General features: G+C 61.6%; 13 protein-coding genes. 5 read left to right on the top strand and 8 right to left on the bottom strand.

Going from position 1 to position 16,614, the window contains the following annotated elements; all coding sequences use genetic code 11:
* Nucleotides 1-17 precede the first annotated feature (17 nt).
* A complete protein-coding gene (locus EHO51_RS01690; RefSeq protein WP_124737436.1) occupies nucleotides 18-2,168 on the bottom strand; it encodes a family 2A encapsulin nanocompartment cargo protein cysteine desulfurase in 2,151 nt (716 codons plus the stop codon).
* 54 nt (nucleotides 2,169-2,222) lie between these two features.
* Complete coding sequence (locus tag EHO51_RS01685) at nucleotides 2,223-3,170, bottom strand: family 2A encapsulin nanocompartment shell protein (protein ID WP_124737435.1); 948 nt, start codon at nucleotides 3,168-3,170, stop codon at nucleotides 2,223-2,225.
* A 140-nt stretch (nucleotides 3,171-3,310) separates the two neighbouring features.
* Between EHO51_RS01685 and epsC the strand changes: the two genes are divergently transcribed.
* Nucleotides 3,311-4,240, top strand: coding sequence for a serine O-acetyltransferase EpsC (gene epsC, locus EHO51_RS01680; RefSeq protein ID WP_124737434.1), 930 nt, complete (start codon nucleotides 3,311-3,313; stop codon nucleotides 4,238-4,240).
* Between the two features lie 44 nt (nucleotides 4,241-4,284).
* Here epsC and EHO51_RS01675 read toward each other — a convergent pair whose 3' ends face one another.
* Nucleotides 4,285-4,773, bottom strand: a complete 489-nt coding sequence (locus EHO51_RS01675; protein ID WP_124737433.1) for a VOC family protein — start codon at nucleotides 4,771-4,773, stop codon at nucleotides 4,285-4,287.
* A complete protein-coding gene (locus EHO51_RS01670) occupies nucleotides 4,770-5,246 on the bottom strand; it encodes a MarR family winged helix-turn-helix transcriptional regulator (protein ID WP_124737432.1) in 477 nt (158 codons plus the stop codon). Before EHO51_RS01670 ends, EHO51_RS01675 begins: the two co-directional genes overlap by 4 nt.
* 204 nt (nucleotides 5,247-5,450) lie before the next feature.
* Here EHO51_RS01670 and EHO51_RS01665 point away from each other — a divergent pair, with 204 nt between their 5' ends.
* Nucleotides 5,451-5,921 carry a VOC family protein gene (locus EHO51_RS01665; protein ID WP_124737431.1) on the top strand — a complete coding sequence of 157 codons (471 nt, stop codon included), beginning with the start codon at nucleotides 5,451-5,453 and terminating at the stop codon, nucleotides 5,919-5,921.
* Between the two features lie 93 nt (nucleotides 5,922-6,014).
* Here the strand turns inward: EHO51_RS01665 and EHO51_RS01660 are convergent, their stop codons facing one another.
* Nucleotides 6,015-6,323, bottom strand: coding sequence for a hypothetical protein (locus tag EHO51_RS01660; RefSeq protein WP_018407231.1), 309 nt, complete (start codon nucleotides 6,321-6,323; stop codon nucleotides 6,015-6,017).
* 312 nt (nucleotides 6,324-6,635) lie between these two features.
* The gene (locus tag EHO51_RS01655) at nucleotides 6,636-7,175 is read right to left on the bottom strand and encodes a hypothetical protein (RefSeq protein WP_124737429.1); all 540 of its coding nucleotides are present in this window, start codon (nucleotides 7,173-7,175) and stop codon (nucleotides 6,636-6,638) included.
* A 436-nt stretch (nucleotides 7,176-7,611) separates the two neighbouring features.
* Here EHO51_RS01655 and EHO51_RS01645 point away from each other — a divergent pair, with 436 nt between their 5' ends.
* The 3 genes from EHO51_RS01645 (at nucleotide 7,612) to EHO51_RS01635 (ending at nucleotide 10,594) form a co-directional block, all read left to right on the top strand.
* Nucleotides 7,612-8,322, top strand: coding sequence for a hypothetical protein (locus tag EHO51_RS01645; protein WP_124737427.1), 711 nt, complete (start codon nucleotides 7,612-7,614; stop codon nucleotides 8,320-8,322).
* 795 nt (nucleotides 8,323-9,117) lie between these two features.
* Nucleotides 9,118-10,023: a ferritin family protein gene (locus EHO51_RS01640; RefSeq protein WP_124737426.1), complete on the top strand. Its 906-nt coding sequence runs from the start codon at nucleotides 9,118-9,120 to the stop codon at nucleotides 10,021-10,023.
* A 91-nt stretch (nucleotides 10,024-10,114) separates the two neighbouring features.
* Nucleotides 10,115-10,594: a ferritin-like domain-containing protein gene (locus EHO51_RS01635; RefSeq protein ID WP_029648287.1), complete on the top strand. Its 480-nt coding sequence runs from the start codon at nucleotides 10,115-10,117 to the stop codon at nucleotides 10,592-10,594.
* A 16-nt stretch (nucleotides 10,595-10,610) separates the two neighbouring features.
* On the opposite strand, the gene EHO51_RS01630 is transcribed toward EHO51_RS01635, so the two are convergent.
* Nucleotides 10,611-13,211 (bottom strand): PAS domain S-box protein, encoded by a 2,601-nt coding sequence (locus EHO51_RS01630; RefSeq protein ID WP_124737425.1) that lies wholly within the window; start codon nucleotides 13,209-13,211, stop codon nucleotides 10,611-10,613.
* Nucleotides 13,212-13,214: 3 nt separating this feature from the next.
* Nucleotides 13,215-16,559 carry an NAD-glutamate dehydrogenase domain-containing protein gene (locus tag EHO51_RS01625; RefSeq protein ID WP_245434698.1) on the bottom strand — a complete coding sequence of 1,115 codons (3,345 nt, stop codon included), beginning with the start codon at nucleotides 16,557-16,559 and terminating at the stop codon, nucleotides 13,215-13,217.
* Nucleotides 16,560-16,614 lie beyond the last annotated feature (55 nt).

The following is a 16,614-nucleotide window of genomic DNA, read 5'->3' as shown; positions in this document are numbered from 1 at the left end:
AGCTCAGCTCGACGAAGCTAGTAGGCTTTGCTCGTCTGCAGCCGCAGCAGCGCGCTGACCAGCGCGTCGACGTCCGCGCATGTGTTGTAGAAGGCCAGCGACGGGCGCACGGTGGCTTCGAGGCCGAAGCGGCGCAGAATCGGTTGCGCGCAGTGATGACCGGCGCGGGCGGCGATCCCCTCGCGATCGAGCGCTTTGCCGACCTCTTGCGAATCGTGCCCATCAAGCGTGAAGGAGAGCACCGAGGCTTTCTCCGCCGCCGTGCCGATGAGGGTCAGACCTGGAACGGTGGTCATCCTTTCGGTCGCATAGACGAGAAGATCGTGCTCGTAACGGGCGATCACTTCCATCCCGATAGCTTCGACATAGTCGAGCGCCGCGCCGAGCCCGACGGCGTCGGCGATATTGCCCGTGCCGGCCTCGAAGCGCTCCGGCGGTCCCTGATAGACCGTCTTTTCGAAAGTCACGTCGGCGATCATATTGCCGCCGCCCTGCCACGGATCGAGATGTTCGAGCACGGCGTCCTTGCCGTAAACGACGCCGATGCCTGTCGGGCCGAACACCTTGTGGCCGGAGAAGACGAAGAAGTCGCAGCCGATCGACTGCACGTCGACCGGCATATGTGAAACCGATTGCGCGCCATCGACGAGCACGCAGGCGCCGTAGCGATGCGCGATCGCCGTGATCTCCTGGACGGGCGTAACCGTGCCGAGCGCGTTCGAGACCTGCGAGACCGCGACGATCCGCGTCTTCGGGCCCAGGAGCTTCTCATATTCGTCGAGAATAAGCGCGCCGCGGTCGTCGACAGGCGCGACGCGCAGCTTCGCGCCCTTCTCGGCGCACAGCATCTGCCACGGCACGATATTGGCGTGATGTTCGAGGTGTGAGACGACGATCTCGTCGCCCTCGCGCACATTGCGCCGGCCCCAGCTCTGCGCGACGAGATTGATGCCCTCCGTCGCGCCGCGCACGAAGATAATATCCTTGACGTTGGGCGCCTTCAGAAATCGGCGGACTTTCTCGCGCGCTTCCTCATAGGCGTCGGTCGCGCGCGCCGCGAGCGTATGCGCCGCGCGATGGATGTTGGAGTTTTCATATTCGTAGAAATGCGCCAGCCGGTCGATCACCGACTGCGGCTTTTGCGTCGTCGCGGCATTGTCGAGCCAGACGAGCTGTCGTCCGTTGACGCTCTGATTGAGGATCGGGAAATCGCGCTTGACGCGATAGGGATCGAAGAGATGCCGCGTGGCGACGGTTTTCTCGGGTTGGCGTCCCTGCCGAGGCGCCGCGTACACGCCGTCGCCATAGAGCGCATGCACCGCGCCGGGGATCTCGCGACCGCCGGCGCCCGGCAAGTGTGGCGCGCTATGCGCATAATTGGACGCGTCGCCGCCTTGCGCGAATTCGCCCGGATGAAGCGGATAGGCTCCCTGCGTCGCGCCGCCTTGCGAGTGACGCGAGACGAGTTCGTCGCCACGCATCGCTCCGCTCGTCTGCTGCGGCGAGAACGGGTCGGGATGGCCATAGCCCGCGCCGGTCGAGGGCGCGCGCGTTTCATAGCGTAAGGGTTCTGTGGGTCCAGGCGCCGGCGCTGTTGGAAGAAAATAATAGTTGTTTGCCGGTCGTGCGACCGCGTCCGTCTCGACGAGCGAGAACTCCTGCGCAAGGCGGCGCGTCGGCGCGCTGTAATCCATTTCGCCAGGGACCGATGATGTCGCGCCGCCGAGCGAAGCGCCGGGCTGCGGAATATCGGCGAGGCCCAACGGCCGCGTCGACGAATGCAATGTCTGCGGCGCCGAGGGCGCCGGGACATTCGGAGTCGGGACAACGGAAGGAATCGTCGTCGGCGGAAAGTCCATGGGACCGAAAGGCGCGCGCGCCGGCGCATGCGGAGCGATAGTCGTCACGATCGATGGCGCCGGAATATCGGTCAGACTCGGCGTCACGGCGGGCAAGGCGCCGGCAAGGGCCGGCGCGCCTGATTGCTGCGTCACGGCGCCTGTCGCCGGCAGCGACGCATTGGGGAGCGCGCCAAAGAAGGCATTGGCCATGTGCGCGATGATCTGCGCGTCGGGCGCGTCGGCGTCATGATGCGTGAACGTCTCCTTAGACGGCAGGCCATCGATGGGGAAGTCGACAAATTGCGGCGTCTGCGGCGCAGTCGGCATATGTGCACACCTCAGGAGGAAGAATCGGCGCGCTCAGCGCCGATCCCATAGGGTTCACGCATATTCATCGGGATATTTGTGATATTTGCCGACATCGACATCTTCGAGCACGCCGAGCGCGTCATGCGTCAGCACGGCCGCCGAGCAATAGAGCGAGATGAGATACGAGGCGATCGCCTTGCGATTGATTCCCATGAAACGCACCGACAGGCTCGGCGCGACTTCTCCGGGGACGCCCGGCTGAAACAGGCCGACGACGCCCTGTTTCTTCTCGCCGGTGCGCAGCAGCAGAATATTCGTCTTGCCCGCCTCATCGACATAGAGCTTGTCGCTGGGGATCAGCGGCAGGCCGCGCCAGGTGACGAAGGGCGAGCCGAACAGCGTCACGGTTGGCGGCGGCACGCCGCGACGCGTGCATTCGCGCCCGAAGGCCGCGATGGCGCGCGGATGCGCGAGAAAGAAGGCGGGCTCCTTCCAGACTTTCGCAATGAGTTCGTCGAGATCGTCGGGCTGCGGCGCGCCGGTGCGCGCGCTGATCTTCATCGCCGGATGCGCATTGGCGAGGAAGCCATATTCAGCATTGTTGATGAGTTCGGCTTCCTGCCTCTCCTTCACCTTTTCGGTGAGGAGCCGCACCTGCTCCTGAATCTGATCGTAAGGATGATTGTAGAGATCGGAGACGCGCGTCTGCACGTCGAGGATCGTCGTCACCGCGTTCATCGAATATTCGCGCGGCGCATCCTCGTAGTCGACGAAGGTCTCCGGCAGGTCGGCGTCGCGGTCGCGCGCCGGGCTGCATTGAACGTCGGCGTCGCTCAGCGCCGTCGCCTCCTTGACCCGGTTGAGACGATAGATGCCGGCTTCCACCGGCACCCAGGGCAAGAACGACACCAGCCAGCGCGGCGTGATGCCCGACCATTGGGGACGCGTCTTCGTCGCATTGGCGAGCTGGCGGGCCGCCGATTCGCTCAATGTTCGGCGAACTTCAGGTTCTGCGGTCATCAATCCTTTTCCCTCAACGAGACATCTGAACGCGGGTCGACGCCTTTCGACGCCGCTACTCACTTACTATAGCTTGTCGATAGACTATACCAGTTATATGGTCAAGCCAGGGGTCGGCCCCATCGGCGAGCGAAAGCAATATGACGATGCTGCGAGAGATTTTTTCCAAGGACCACGACATCGACGCGATCGTTTCCGCCTTGAGCGCGCTGCGCCGAGCGTCGCAGGCGCAGCGTTACGGAAACGCCGCGCCGCCGCAGCTCCCGTCGAAATTCGTCATGGCGTCGATTGTCGAGGGGATCACTGCAGCTCTTTATCCCCGACATTATGGACCGCCCGAACTGCCCTTCGACAGCACCGACGAATTCATCGCGACGACGCTAAAGACGTGCCTTGGGGGTCTGCGCGAACAGGTCCGGCGCGAGTTCGCGCTTTTCCCGATCGACGCGCCGGACGAACAGCGGCTGCGCCCAACGGACATCGTCGACGCCTTCGCGCGTGCGATTCCGCGCGTGCGCATGCTGCTCGACGCCGACATCCGCGCGGCGTATGCCGGCGATCCGGCCGCGAAAAGCCTCGATGAGATTATTTTCTGCTATCCCGGCGTCGCCGCCTTGATCAAACACCGGCTGGCGCATGAACTCTATCGACTCGGCGTTCCGATGCTGGCGCGCATCGTCGCGGAAATCGCGCATTCGCAGACCGGCATCGACATTCATCCGGGCGCCGAGATCGACCAGGGCTTCTTCATCGATCACGGCACCGGCGTCGTCATCGGCGAAACGGCGCGCATCGGCAAGAATGTGCGGCTCTATCAGGCGGTGACGCTTGGCGCCAAGCGCTTCGACATCGACGAAAACGGCGCGCTCGAGAAAGGCAAGCCACGCCACCCGATCCTCGAAGACGACGTCGTGATCTACGCCGGCGCGACGGTGCTCGGCCGCATCACCATCGGCCGCGGATCGACGATCGGCGGCAACGTCTGGCTCACGCACTCCATTCCGCCCGGCAGCAACATCACGCAGGCGAAAGCGCGGATCGAGCTCTTCGATCACGGCGCGGGAATTTGATTGTGCTGAAACCAAACGGGCCGGCTTCCCGGCCCGTTTCTTCCTCAGGCCGTCGCTTCGGCGCAGCCCTGCGCCATCGCCGCGCGGCCCGCCTCGAGCATCTCTTCCGGCGTCATGTCGCGCACATGCGTCGCGATCGACCATTCATGGCCGAACGGGTCGACGACTTTCCCATAGCGATCGCCCCAGAACATGTCGGCGACCGGCATTTTCGCCGTTGCGCCGGCCGCGACCGCGCGCGCGTACACCTCGTCGACATTGTCGACCATGAGATGAATGGTCACGGGCGACCCCTTGAGCGACTTCGGTCCCAGCGCGCCCCACTCCGGCATTTCGTCGACAAGCATCACCATCGAGTCGCCGATCTTCACCGCCGCATGCATCAACCTTCCGTCAGGTCCGGGCATGCGCATCATCTCTTCCGCGCCGAACGCCTTCTTGTAAAATTCGATCGCGTCGGCGGCGCCGGCGCAAATGAGATGCGGCGTGATCGATCGCATGCAGGCGGGATTTTTCTCGACATTGGCGTTCATGCTTTGACGTCCTTTCCTTCGGTTTGAGTTTCAGCCCCTAATGTGCGCAGCGCTTTGCGCAGCCTTTGTCCTTCGCTGTGCGAAAACCCGGCGTCGAGCGCGGCATGTTCGCGACGCCAGATCGGCAGCGCGGCGGCGAGCAGGTCGCCGCCGGCGTTTGTCAAAAACAGTCTGCGCGCGCGGCGGTCCTTCTCGTCGAGACGCGTTTCGACGAGCCCGCGCCGCTCCAGGGATTTCAGCGCGGCGGTGAGCGTCGTGCGATCCATGGCGAGCGCCTGCGCGAGTCGCCCGAGCGTCGGCGCCTGCGGGGCGTTGAGCGACATCATCAGCGAGAACTGGCCGTTGGTGAGTCCGAGCGGCGCGAAGGCGCGGTCGAAGCGCCGCGCGAGGGTGCGCGCCGCACGCTGCGTCGCAAGGCAGAGACAGGCGTCGCGAACCTCATGAACGACCTCGATCGGCAGTTTTTTTGACATGGCGTCATTATGTTGATATCAACGTTTATCGGCGTTGTCCAGTTTTTCGTTCGAGGCCACAAATCTCGGGTGTCATTCCCGACAGGCCGCAGGCCTGATCGGGAATCCAGAGTCCCATCGAGCACTTTGGGTGAAGCTCTGGATTCCCGATCGCGCGCAAAGCGCGTCGGGAATGACAATGGGGAACCAAAGCAAGGAGCAGCCATGCAGTCGAAAGTCAGAACCTGTATCGCCTTCAAGGACCAGGCGGAGGAAGCGGCGCGCTTCTATGTCTCGGTCATTCCCGATTCAGTCTTCGAAGGCGTGTTCCGCCTCCAGCCGGACGCGCCGGCGCTGCTCGTCTCCTTCACCCTCGCCGGCACGCCCTATCAGGCGCTGAACATGGGCCGCGCGCCGAGCCACAATGAAGCCTTTTCGATCTCGGTGATGACCAAGGATCAGCGCGAAACCGACGCGCTTTGGGACAAGCTGCTCGCGGGCGGCGGCGCCGAGATCGAATGCAGCTGGCTCAAAGACCGCTACGGCATCCACTGGCAGATCGTGCCGGACGCCTTGCCGCGCATGTTCACGGACGACGACCGCGCCGCGGCGGGCCGCGCCTTTCAGGCGATGCTCGGCATGCGCAAGATCGACCTCGCCGCGGTCGAAGCGGCGTTTCGCGGCGATGCCCCTTAAGCCGGCGGCGAATGAAACGCGCCCACCGGGGCTTCTTCGCAACGATGCGAGCCTGGAGGCTCGCAATGCGCCTGCGACTGTCTTAGCGGCGCCTTAAGCCGAGCGCGCGATCGGCGCGGCGTCGCTTTTGGCGGCGACGGCGTTCCACTCCTGCTCCCAGAAATCGGCGACGCCGAAGCGCGCAATGACCGCGCCCTTTTCGTCGAGAACGATCACCTCGTCGAAATCGACGACGTCGAGGGCCTTGGGGCTGGAGAGCTCCATCTCGAAGAAGCGGCTCACTTCGGCGATGACGCTCGCCGGATCGGATGATTCCCGCTCATATTCACGCAGCGGCTTCAGCTTCACATGGCCGCCTTCGGTCTCAATGAATTTAACTTCACGAACGCGATAAATCGCCATTGTCTTACCCTCGCTTGCGCCGGGCGCATGAGGGTGAAATTGGCTGCGCAAGCGCCGCGTCAAGAGGACAGCAGAAGCCTCGCTTTCATCATCCCGCTTGCGAGTCCAGAAGCCGGGACCGGCCTGTCGTTCCCGATGACGTCCTCGCGATTGGGACTCTCGAAATAGGCCTTATCGCATGAAAAAATAGCAAGTATTTTTGCCTCTGCCACAGGCTGCCAAGTTCATGCCGCCTACTCTATCGGGCCTTCGCTCAAGAGCGATCGGGCGCAGCGCGAAATGCTTGCTCGGCGAAAAAAGCTAGGCGACTCCTTAAGCAGCAGCCGCATTCCCAACTTTCGGAATGAACTTCGTCCCATTAAAGGGGTAAAATTGCCGCATTGCGCTTTGAAACCAAGAAATCTTCACTCTCCTTTCACCCTTCCCGACGCTATCGCACGCAGCGTTATATGCGACGGCATCAAGCGCGCGCATGGGAGGCGGCTCCTCTCCGTAGAGAACCGTCAACTTTGCTCTGACTTCCGCAATTTTCGTCTGATCTTTGGGGGCGGGACCCTCTAGCTCGCTCAACAACTCATAGCAGCGACGCTGCAAATAGAAATGGACCCTTGCGGAAACACCCAAATCTCCAACAAGTTGAATCGTCGCCGCAAAGGTCGCCGCGGCGGCCAACCACTTCGGCTCGATATGCCCCTTGCCAATTTCAGCCGCAGCGCTCGTCCCAAGGGCAATAACGACAAAATTTAGGGAACGAGTACATAGGTCGAGGAACTGACCGCGCGCGGTATGATAGATCGCATTTCGCAATAGATCGAAACGCAAATCCTCTTCTAGCTGGTGGAGGTCAATCATGCCAGACCCTCATCGTCGCGGTGGCGGCTGAACGCCCGGGCCACACCTTGCGGCGCGCTTTTTCGCCGCGCTCTTCCTCGCAGTGGCATTCTTCTTAGCAGGGGCTTTCTTCGCTCCGGCCTTGCGTGCAGCCTTCTTCGCAACAGACTTCTTTGCCGCCGACTTACGCGCACCTTTCCTGGCCGCCGATTTCTTGGCCGGCCTGCGTTTGGTGGTTGCTCTCGCCATATTCAATAGTCCCCAATGACGACAGCCTATAGCGTCGCGGAGGAACCGTCGAGACTGCTAACGCCCTTATGAACGCGCCCCTTGCTTGCGGGGCGTTCTTTCTTATTCACCGGTTGCGCAGAAACCCTATGCTTCGGCCCTGACTTGACCGCAGCGTCTACGGCCCGCTCAAATTGATCCCATACGTCAGATTTTCTTTGGAATCCCAGTGGACGATTTTGACATGCAGCCCCTATCGAAAATTAAGCCCGACGCGATCACAACGTGGGGCGTCGATCGTGTCATGCTTGAACGTCCGAAAATCGCTGCCAAGGTCGCTCAATATATAACCAAGTGGACAGATGTAGAAACGCTCCTAGGCGTCTTCTTAGCTATCTTACTTCACGCTCACGAAGAAGCTGCCATGGCCATTTTCACTGGAATTGAAAACAGAACCGCTCAGCTAAAAATGATCACGTCTGCTGCCGAAGCGAGCCTGCCGGGAGCGACATTCGAGGCGGTCTCAGCGCTTCTTACATCCATGGTTAAACCTGCCATGAAGTACAGAGACAAATTAGCTCATTGGACTTGGGGATTGTCCGACGACCTTCCGAACGACCTTGTTATTAGCGAACCAAAGGACAAGCTAGCATCACACCTCAAGGCATTAAAAATTCAGGCAGCAGCGCAGTCCCGCCGCACCCCTGATGTCGAAACAGGGAATAAAGGCGTCTATGTCGTCCGCGAGAAGGATTTAGATGCGGCCATCATACGACTCGAAAAGACAGAAGATTGTTTGGCAACGGCGATGGGGACTTGTTGGCAAGCGAACGCGCCGAAAACACGCGAGAAACTGCTTGAGAAGCTATCAAACGAGCCTCCCATTCGGGAGGCGCTGAGCGTCCTCGCTCGTCGCAAAGGTAGTCGCGAAGCTCAGTAACGATCGCCTTAACAAGGTCAGACCTCTCAATCTTCGCTGAGTCGCTGGCGTGTCCGCGGCTTGCTCTTGACATCTCTGGAATAAATTCCTATCCTCCGCTCGCCTTCGTCAAGCGAGGGCGCGGCTCAGGGTCGAGCGGCGCCGGCGAAGGACGGATCCGGCGGGACGAACGACCCTCGTTCCCTGGTCCGGCGGCGCGTCGCCGGTCTGGGCTTCTCTCCTTTGCGCGGAGACGCATGAGCCAATTCGATAAGCCGCAAGGCTTAGCGGAACTCATGTGCAGGCTTTGAAAGCCCGGACCACAATATCCGAGGTTGGCGCAGGCGTCGGTTACCCGAACGATGGGGAGCGGCTCCCTCAGCCCGGAGGCGGCGAGACGACGCGATCCGTGTCCGGGAGAAACCGGCCGTCGAAGCAATTTTTTGCGCTGCGGCCAGCGACGGCCGGGGCGTCCCGGACCGCTCGCCCCCCGCGCCTTTACGGCGGCGGGAAATTTTCGCGCGCCCCGGTCTTTATGCGCCCTTATCAGCACACGTCCAGCACCGCCATCGCGCCCCGCCGCGACGATCGGATTCACCTCAGCCTCGTCGCCATCGCATCAGTAATACCGCACGCGTGCGACAATGCGTCCTCCAGCGCGTCGTATTGCGTGGCGAGATTTCTGCTTTGCAAAGTCTCTGGCAAGATAACGGGCCGGGCTGCCGCTTAGAATAACTCCGGTGAGCTTACATTTAGACCCGGATTGCCCCTTAAACGCCAAAACATGTCTGAGTTCAGACAAAAGGAGCAAAAACAGTGGCTAATGTGACATTCTCATCCCCCGTCCTTGCGCGCGACATTACTGTCTATGCGATCGCTGGAGACCGCGGCACGATCCTGGCGGTGGCCAAGGCGCATAAAATTCCCATCCCCTTCGACTGCCAGGACGGCGAATGCGGCTCCTGCCTCGTCGAGGTCACGCATCTCAGCCGCAATCAGAAATACGGCATCGCGCTGACCGAGAAGGAAAAGGAGATGCTGCGCCAGCTCGGCAAGATCAGCAAAGCCGAGATCGAGGCGGCGGAAGTCAACGACATGCCGCCGCGCTATCGCCTGGCGTGCCAATGTTTCGTCCGTAACGAGGACATCCTCGTCAAATTCGAAGGCGATCAAACGCTGCCGGCGCAAGGCGCCCATATCACCCATGCCGCGAAGCGCTTCACGGGCGGCATCGAGATTTCGACGGTGGATGAATTCATGGGATACGCCGTCAAGGTCGAAGAGGACGCGGCGATACATTTCGATGAACTCGCCGGCATGATGGAAGGCTGCGGCAATACGGAAGTCGCCAAACTGTTTCGACAGCTCGCCGGCTTCTCACGCCTGCATCTCGCCGAGGCCAAAAAGCGCGCGGGATCGATCGACCTTTCGGCGGTCATTCCGCCCGATTACGTGTGGCCAAATCATGCGACCCCGGAACGCACCGAAATCTGGGCCGCCGATCCAACGCTGTCGCGACTCGACGGCTTGAAGGCCGCCCTGCAGGGCGAACGCCGAGGCTATGAGTTCTATCGGGCCGTGGCCGCCAAAACCAAATCGCCGGAGATCGAAGCGATGGCGAAGGAATTCGTCAAGGAAGAGGCCGAGCACGTCAAAATTCTCGAAGCCTGGATCACGCGCGAAGAATGGACCATAAAGAACCCGCCAAGCGTCAACGCTTGAGCGAGGAGCCAGACAATCGGCTTGAGGCGGGGGCGGCCTTTTTTGGCCGCCGCTCGCTGACAAATCTGAGCTCGGCGAGCGAGGGGGAGACATGGAATCGGTCGAGGAATTTCTCGCTTATGCAATCCATCTCGAATTCGAAGCGGCGACCCGCTACGGACAATTGGCCGACGCCATGGAGTCAGGCGGCAATCGCGAAGTCGGCAAACTGTTTCGTCGATTGGCGGATTATTCCAGACTGCATCTGGCCGAGGCGCAGGCCCGCGGCGGCTTTCGTGAATTGCCCAAGATGAAGCCGGACGAGTTCGTGTGGCCCGGATTGGAGAGTCCCGAGACGGCGGCGATCTGGGCCGCCGATCCGTTTATTGGACGCGAACAGGCGCTCGAGATCGCGCTCGACGCCGAGACCGCGGGCCTCAAATATTACCAGCACGTTCTCGACACGACGTCCGACCCCGAGATCAAGATCCTCGCCCGGGAGTTTGTCGCGGAAGAGCTTAGTCACGTCACTGAACTGAATAAGTGGATCGCCGCGAACAAGGCCGGGAAAGTTCTGACCGTCGATCCTTGAGATCATCTTTTCGACGTCAGCACACTTGCGCCACCACCATGGCGACGTCGTCCGACGCCGGCGCCTCGCCGCGGAAGGCGCGCACGTCGGCGAGCACCGCCTTGATGAGGTCTCGCGGCGAGAGGCTGCGATGCTGCATGAACGCGGCGGACAGGCGTTCTAGTCCAAAGAAATCGCCCTGGCGGTTTTGCGCCTCGGTGATTCCATCGGTGTAGAACAGCAGCTTGTCGCCCGCGGCGAGTTCGAGGCCCCCCTCCTTGAATTCGACCGCGCGCAGGACGCCGAGCACCAGGCCGTCGGCGTCGAGCTGCACGCACACGGCGCCCTCCGCGCGCAGCAGCAACGGCGGATTTTGGCCGGCGTTGGCGTATTGCAGCGTGCGCGTGCGCGGCAGGAAGCGGCAATAGAACATGGTGATGAAGAGGTCCGCGGCGGTCAGGTCCTCGTGGAGGAGCTCATTAAGGTCGTGCAACAGCTCCGCCGGCCCGCTTAACGCGTTCGTCGCCTTTCGCGTTTCGGCGCGCAGCGTGCTGCGCACTTCGGTCATGATCAGCGCGGCGCCGACGCTATGGCCGGAAACGTCGGCGATGACGATGTCGATCACGCCGGAATTTTCGAAATAGTCGAAATAGTCGCCGCCGACATGCGTCGCCGGCACGCAAATTCCGGCGATCTCCATATGTGGGGTGCGCAGCGGCGCGTTCGGCAGCAGCGACAGCTGGATCTGCTTGGCGATTTCGAGTTCGTGGCGATTCTCTTCGACGCGCCGCCGGTCTGAAATATCCGCGTGAACGCTAACAAAATGGGTGATGCGCCCCGCCTCATTGGCGACCGGCGAGATGGAGAGTTCGTCCCAGAAGGAGACGCCGTCCTTGCGGTAGAATTTCACCACCACCTGGCAGCTCGTGCGATGCACGATGGCGTTGCGGATTTCCTCAAGCGCCGCCGGGTCCGTCTCCGGCCCGCGCAACAGATGCAGGCTGTGCCCGAGCAGCTCTTCGCGGGTGAAGCCGGTGATCCGGCTCAGCGCCGGATTGACGTAGATGTTCGGAACGCGGGGCGCCTGCGCGTCCCAGACCGCAATGCCGATCGGGACGGATTCGATGGCGCGATTGCGCACGCGCAGCGCGTCTTCGAATTTTTTGCGCGAGGTGATGTCGTGATCGACGCCGCGCCATTTCACCAGTCGGCCGCCTTCGTCGAAGATCGGCGCGCCGGTCGACTCGGTGAAGACGTCGCCGTCGTTCTTGTGCCGGTAGTGGTTGACGACGCGATGGAAGGCCCGGCGCAGCGCGATCGGGCTTGGCGAAGACTTGAGAACGGCGTCTTCTGCGCTCTCCTTGGCGAAGAGATCGAGATAGGACTTGCCGAGAATCTCGTCGGGGGTCATGCCGAGCACGTCCTCGACGGCGCTGCTGCTATAAGTGTAGCGGCCGTCCTGGTCCTGCTCCCACAGCCAATCGCCGGCCATGTCGGCGATCTGCCGGAAACGCTGTTCGCTCTCGAACAGCGCCTCCTTGTCGCGCTTCTGTTCGGTGATATCCTGCTGCATGGCGAGATAATGGGTGATTCCGCCATTCGCGTCGCGCAGGGGCGTGACGATTTCGGAAGCCCAATAGAGCTCGCCGTCCTTTCTTCTGTCCTGGATTTGTCCGCGCCATTCGACGCCGGCGCGAATGCTCTCCCAGAGCCGCCGATATTGATCGCCTTCGGTCCGCTTCGATTGAAGCATCCGCGGATTCCGGCCGATGAGCTCATGCGGCGGATAGCCGGTCAGGCTGGCGAAGCGGCTGTTCACATATTCAATTTCGCCATCCTTATTGGTGATCATCACCGCGATCGGACTTTGCTCGACGGCGGCGGAGAGCGTCAGCAGCCTGTCTTCGGCGCGTTTCAGCCGCGTCAGATCATGGGTGACGCCAACGAAGTAGCGCGTTCCTTCGAGCCAGATTTCGCCGATCGACAGATACATCGGGAAGGTGGTGCCGTCCTTGCGTCGCCCAACGACCTCTTGGCCAACGCCAATGATCTTCTTGACGCCGGTTCGCCTGTAGGCGGCAAGATAACGGTCATGCGCCTCGCGATAGGGCGAAGGCATCAACAGCTTGACGTTCCTTCCAAGCGCTTCCTCGGCGCGGTAGCCGAACAGCTTCTCCGCGCCTCTGCTGAAGAGCAAGATGTCGCCGGCCTCATTGATCACGACCAGACCATCGACCATGCCGCCGAAGATGGTTTCGAGCTTTTTCGTCGTCTCGTCGAGCGCATCGGGCTCATTCGGCCCGTCGAGCGAACGAAGTTTGAGCAACGATCCGCCATCGCCATTGCCGGAAAGCGGGTCGATCTCGCAGCGAACGTCAAGCGTTGGTCCATCCTTGCGCCGAATGCGCAGAGACAGCCCCTGGCGGCCGTGCAGCGAGGGCGACGAAGGCTCGAAATCATCGGCGTCTGGCGCGAGAACCCGCGGAAAGAAAGGCTGGCCGCGAAGCTCCCCTTCGCGATAGCCCGTGAGACGTTCGGCGGCTCGGTTCATCGATCGCAGGGCGCCCGACGGTTCGACGATGCAAAGAGCTTCATCAAAAGCGTCGAGAATGGCGCGATCGGCCGCGACCGTTTCCATGCGCTACGAAGCTCCTGCTTCCGAAGAACGCCGCCTTGGCTTTCGCGCCCTCTCCGCGCCCTCCGCCGAGCGGCTGCGATAAGCGGCGTCGCATGCGTCGACCAAGGCGTTCAGCTCGGCGACGAAGGCTGCGAAGGGCGTCAGCGTCGTTAAGAGCGAAGCCTCGAGTTTGAACGCCAGCCGCTCAAGCCCGGCGAGACGAAACTCCAGGCCGACGTTTCGAAACAAAGCCCGCGCGTCGGCGATGCCGCTCAGCAACTGCATAGACGCGATGCGCGCGGACGCATCCCGCATTCGCGCGTCGAGCGCGGCCTGCAACTGCTGCTCCCAGAGGTCTCTTGGCTTCACGTCCGCGAGAAGGGCGGTAAGCTTTTGCAATCCAAACAGATTAGCGGCCTTATCAAAATACGCGCCGGCGACCCGCATGTCCTCTCCCGATTCGCGGGTGAGCGCGACAAGGAAAGGGAAATTCCGCAGGCGATCGAAATAGGGCGTCGCCACAGACTGGTCGTCCTGCGCTTCGCTCACACCCACGCGTTCACGATAGGCGCGCAGATCGGAACGCCAGCGCTCGATGTCTTCGTCGTCGGGGCTCAGCCGATGTCCCCGTCGCATCGACCAATGGCACATGTAAGCCAGCGCGGCTTCGAGTTGGAGAAGCAGCGCATACTGGCGCGCGGCGTCCAATTCGCGGCTTTCGCGAAAACTGGCGCGCCATCGATCGCCCTCGAATATTCGATCGAAGGAAAGATAGAGCTTGACGGCATAGCTGAGCAGAGTTGGGACCAGCCCCTCGCCCAGCAGCAGGAAGCAAACTCCCGCCTGATCGACGACCTTGTTGCAGATCACCGTGACGGCGATTTCCCGCGCGAGTGAATGACTCCTGATCCGCTCCGAAAAATGAGCCCGCAAATATTCTGGGAAATACCTCGCCAGAAATTCATAGGACCAGGAACCTTGCAGAAACCCCTCGTCTTCCAGCAGCCTCTGCTTTAGCGCCAACTTCGAACTGGCCATCAGCAAGGCGAGTTCCGGTCGCGTCAACTCTTTCGTCTCGCGCGCCGAGACATCCTTTCGTGTCGGGAAGGCCTCGGCCGCAGGATTGATATAACCGGCGTTTTCAAGTTGCTCCGCGAGGTCCATGAAGGGATCGAGATTGATGCGGCACCGCGCGCGGTCAAGTGACAGGCAAAGACTCTGTCGGTCGTTGTCGTGCAATACGGACGCGCAAACCTCTTCGGTGAGGGATTGGAGCAATCGATCGGGATCTTCAACGTCTGGCGTGTGTTGGTCCGGCCGCGTGTGCAGCAAAGTCTTCAAATTGACTTCGTGATCGGAGAGATCAACGCCGGCCGAATTGTCGACCGCGTCGGTATTGATCCGGCCGCCTCTCAGGGCGTATTCAATGCGCGCCCGCTGCGTAAAGGCGAGGTTGGCGCCCTCGCCGACGACCTTGGCGCGAAGCTGCAGCGCGTCGACGCGCGCGCCGTCGTTGACGCGATCGCCAACGCTCTCATTCGTCTCCGAGCTCGCCTTGACATAAGTGCCGACGCCGCCCATCCACAACAGATCCACGGGCGCGATCAAGAGCCAGCGGACCAGCGCTTCGCCATCGATCGCGCTATGCCGCACGCCGAGCCATGCGCGCACCTCTGGGCTCAAAGGTATATCCTTGGCGTCGCGCCGATAGACGCCTCCCCCTTGTGAAAGCAGCGCCGGGTTATAGTCGCGCCACGTCGACTGTGGTAGTTGGAACAGACGGCGTCGCTCGGCGAAGGAAATGAGCGGATCGGGGTTGGGGTCGATGAAGACGTACTGGCCGTCGAACGCGCCCAGCAGCCGAATGTTTGGCGTGTGCAGCATGCCGTTGCCGAAGACGTCGCCATCCATCGAGCCGACTCCGACAACGGTAATCGGCTCCGCATCGACGTTGCGACCGAGCTCATGGAAGTGCCGTCTTACACAGACCCAGGCGCCGCGCGCAGTAATGCCCAAACGCTTATGATGATAGCCATGTGCGCCGCCGCTCGCGAAGGCGTCGCCGAGCCAGAAGCCATAGGAGTGCGAAATCTCATTCGCGACATCGGCCCAGGAGGCGGTGCCCTTGTCGGCCGCGACGACGAGATAAGGATCGGGGCCGTCATAAGCGACGAGCGCCGGCGGCCTGACGATCTGTGAATCCTTCAGATTGTCCGTGAGATCGAGAAGGCCGCGCAGGAACTGCGAGTATGCCTCCCTCCCGAGGCGCTGCCGCTGCGATGCGTCGTCAAAGGGAAGCTTCAAAACAAAGCCGCCCTTGGCGCCCTGCGGCACGATGAGGGCGTTCTTGATCATCTGAGTCTGCATTAGCGCCAGGACTTCGCCGCGAAAATCCTCGGGCCGGTCCGACCAGCGGATGCCGCCGCGCGCGACTTTGGCGCCCCGCAAATGCACGCCTTCCATTGAAGCGGAATGAACGTAGATTTCCGCCATCGGCTTTGGAGCCGGCATATTGAACACGCCCAGACTGCTGATCTTTAGAGAAATGAACTTCCGCGCCCAGTCGCCGCAAAAATAGAAGTTGGTGCGAACCGTCGCGTCGATGAGATTGAAGAGATCGCGAAGAATGCGATCGTCGCCGCCGTCCGTGACCTTGTCCAATACGTCTACAAGCTGAGCCCTGATCGGCGTGAGCGACTCCAACTCGATCTCGAAGGAGTCGCGTCCGCCGCCATCCGGCTCGAACCGCGCTTGGAAATAACGATAGAGAAGTTGGACGGCCGCCGGACTGTGCAAAAGCGCGCGATAGATTCGCGTGCGCTCGATCCGCAGACCGAGCTGCTGATAGTAGTTGCTATAGGCGCGAAAGAGATCGATCTGCCGCCAGTCAAGCTCCGTGACCAAGACCAGGCCGTTCAAGGCGTCGCTCTCAACCTCGGCTGAAAGCACGGCTTTGAGCGCCCCCAACAATCGACCGTGCGATCGTGCGACGCTCGCGCCGCTACGCATGGAGGGCTCGACGATAAAACTTCGAATGAAACGCGGGCCGATGCTGAGATCGAGCGCGAACTGAATTTGATCTGCGACGCGCAGTCCGAGGTTCTGCAGCATCGGCAGAAGTTCATCGAGCGCATGGTCATTGGCGCCGATCAGCCGAACCTCATATCGGCCTACATCCGCTCCGGGGCCTGGCAGCGGGCGCAATTCGACGATCTCGTTCCCGCTTTGGTTGGCTGCAATCAGCGAGAGATCGCGCGCGGCGCGCCGCGCCGGGACGAGATAGCGATAGGCTTTGGGCAGCGCGTCAAGCGCCTCGCCGGAGAGATTCAGCCCGGAACGGCGCCCGGCGCGGCGGAGGAAATCCCGCACCACGGAATCCCAATCCGCGACGCGGGGCGTCTCAAACGTCAATGTGTCCGGAGAG

The sequence above is a fragment of the Methylocystis rosea genome (assembly GCF_003855495.1).
Taxonomy (GTDB): Bacteria; Pseudomonadota; Alphaproteobacteria; order Rhizobiales; family Beijerinckiaceae; genus Methylocystis; species Methylocystis rosea_A.
This window is presented reverse-complemented; position numbering and strand designations above follow the sequence as displayed.

Excerpts from the sequence above, each read along its gene's own strand:
- EHO51_RS01675 (WP_124737433.1), bottom strand. The coding sequence starts at position 4,773 with ATGAACGCCAATGTCGAGAAAAATCCCGCCTGCATGCGATCGATCACG.
- epsC (WP_124737434.1), top strand. The coding sequence starts at position 3,311 with ATGACGATGCTGCGAGAGATTTTTTCCAAGGACCACGACATCGACGCG.
- EHO51_RS01685 (WP_124737435.1), bottom strand. The coding sequence starts at position 3,170 with ATGACCGCAGAACCTGAAGTTCGCCGAACATTGAGCGAATCGGCGGCC.
- EHO51_RS01665 (WP_124737431.1), top strand. The coding sequence starts at position 5,451 with ATGCAGTCGAAAGTCAGAACCTGTATCGCCTTCAAGGACCAGGCGGAG.
- EHO51_RS01690 (WP_124737436.1), bottom strand. The coding sequence starts at position 2,168 with ATGCCGACTGCGCCGCAGACGCCGCAATTTGTCGACTTCCCCATCGAT.
- EHO51_RS01655 (WP_124737429.1), bottom strand. The coding sequence starts at position 7,175 with ATGATTGACCTCCACCAGCTAGAAGAGGATTTGCGTTTCGATCTATTG.
- EHO51_RS01635 (WP_029648287.1), top strand. The coding sequence starts at position 10,115 with ATGGAATCGGTCGAGGAATTTCTCGCTTATGCAATCCATCTCGAATTC.
- EHO51_RS01670 (WP_124737432.1), bottom strand. The coding sequence starts at position 5,246 with ATGTCAAAAAAACTGCCGATCGAGGTCGTTCATGAGGTTCGCGACGCC.
- EHO51_RS01660 (WP_018407231.1), bottom strand. The coding sequence starts at position 6,323 with ATGGCGATTTATCGCGTTCGTGAAGTTAAATTCATTGAGACCGAAGGC.
- EHO51_RS01630 (WP_124737425.1), bottom strand. The coding sequence starts at position 13,211 with ATGGAAACGGTCGCGGCCGATCGCGCCATTCTCGACGCTTTTGATGAA.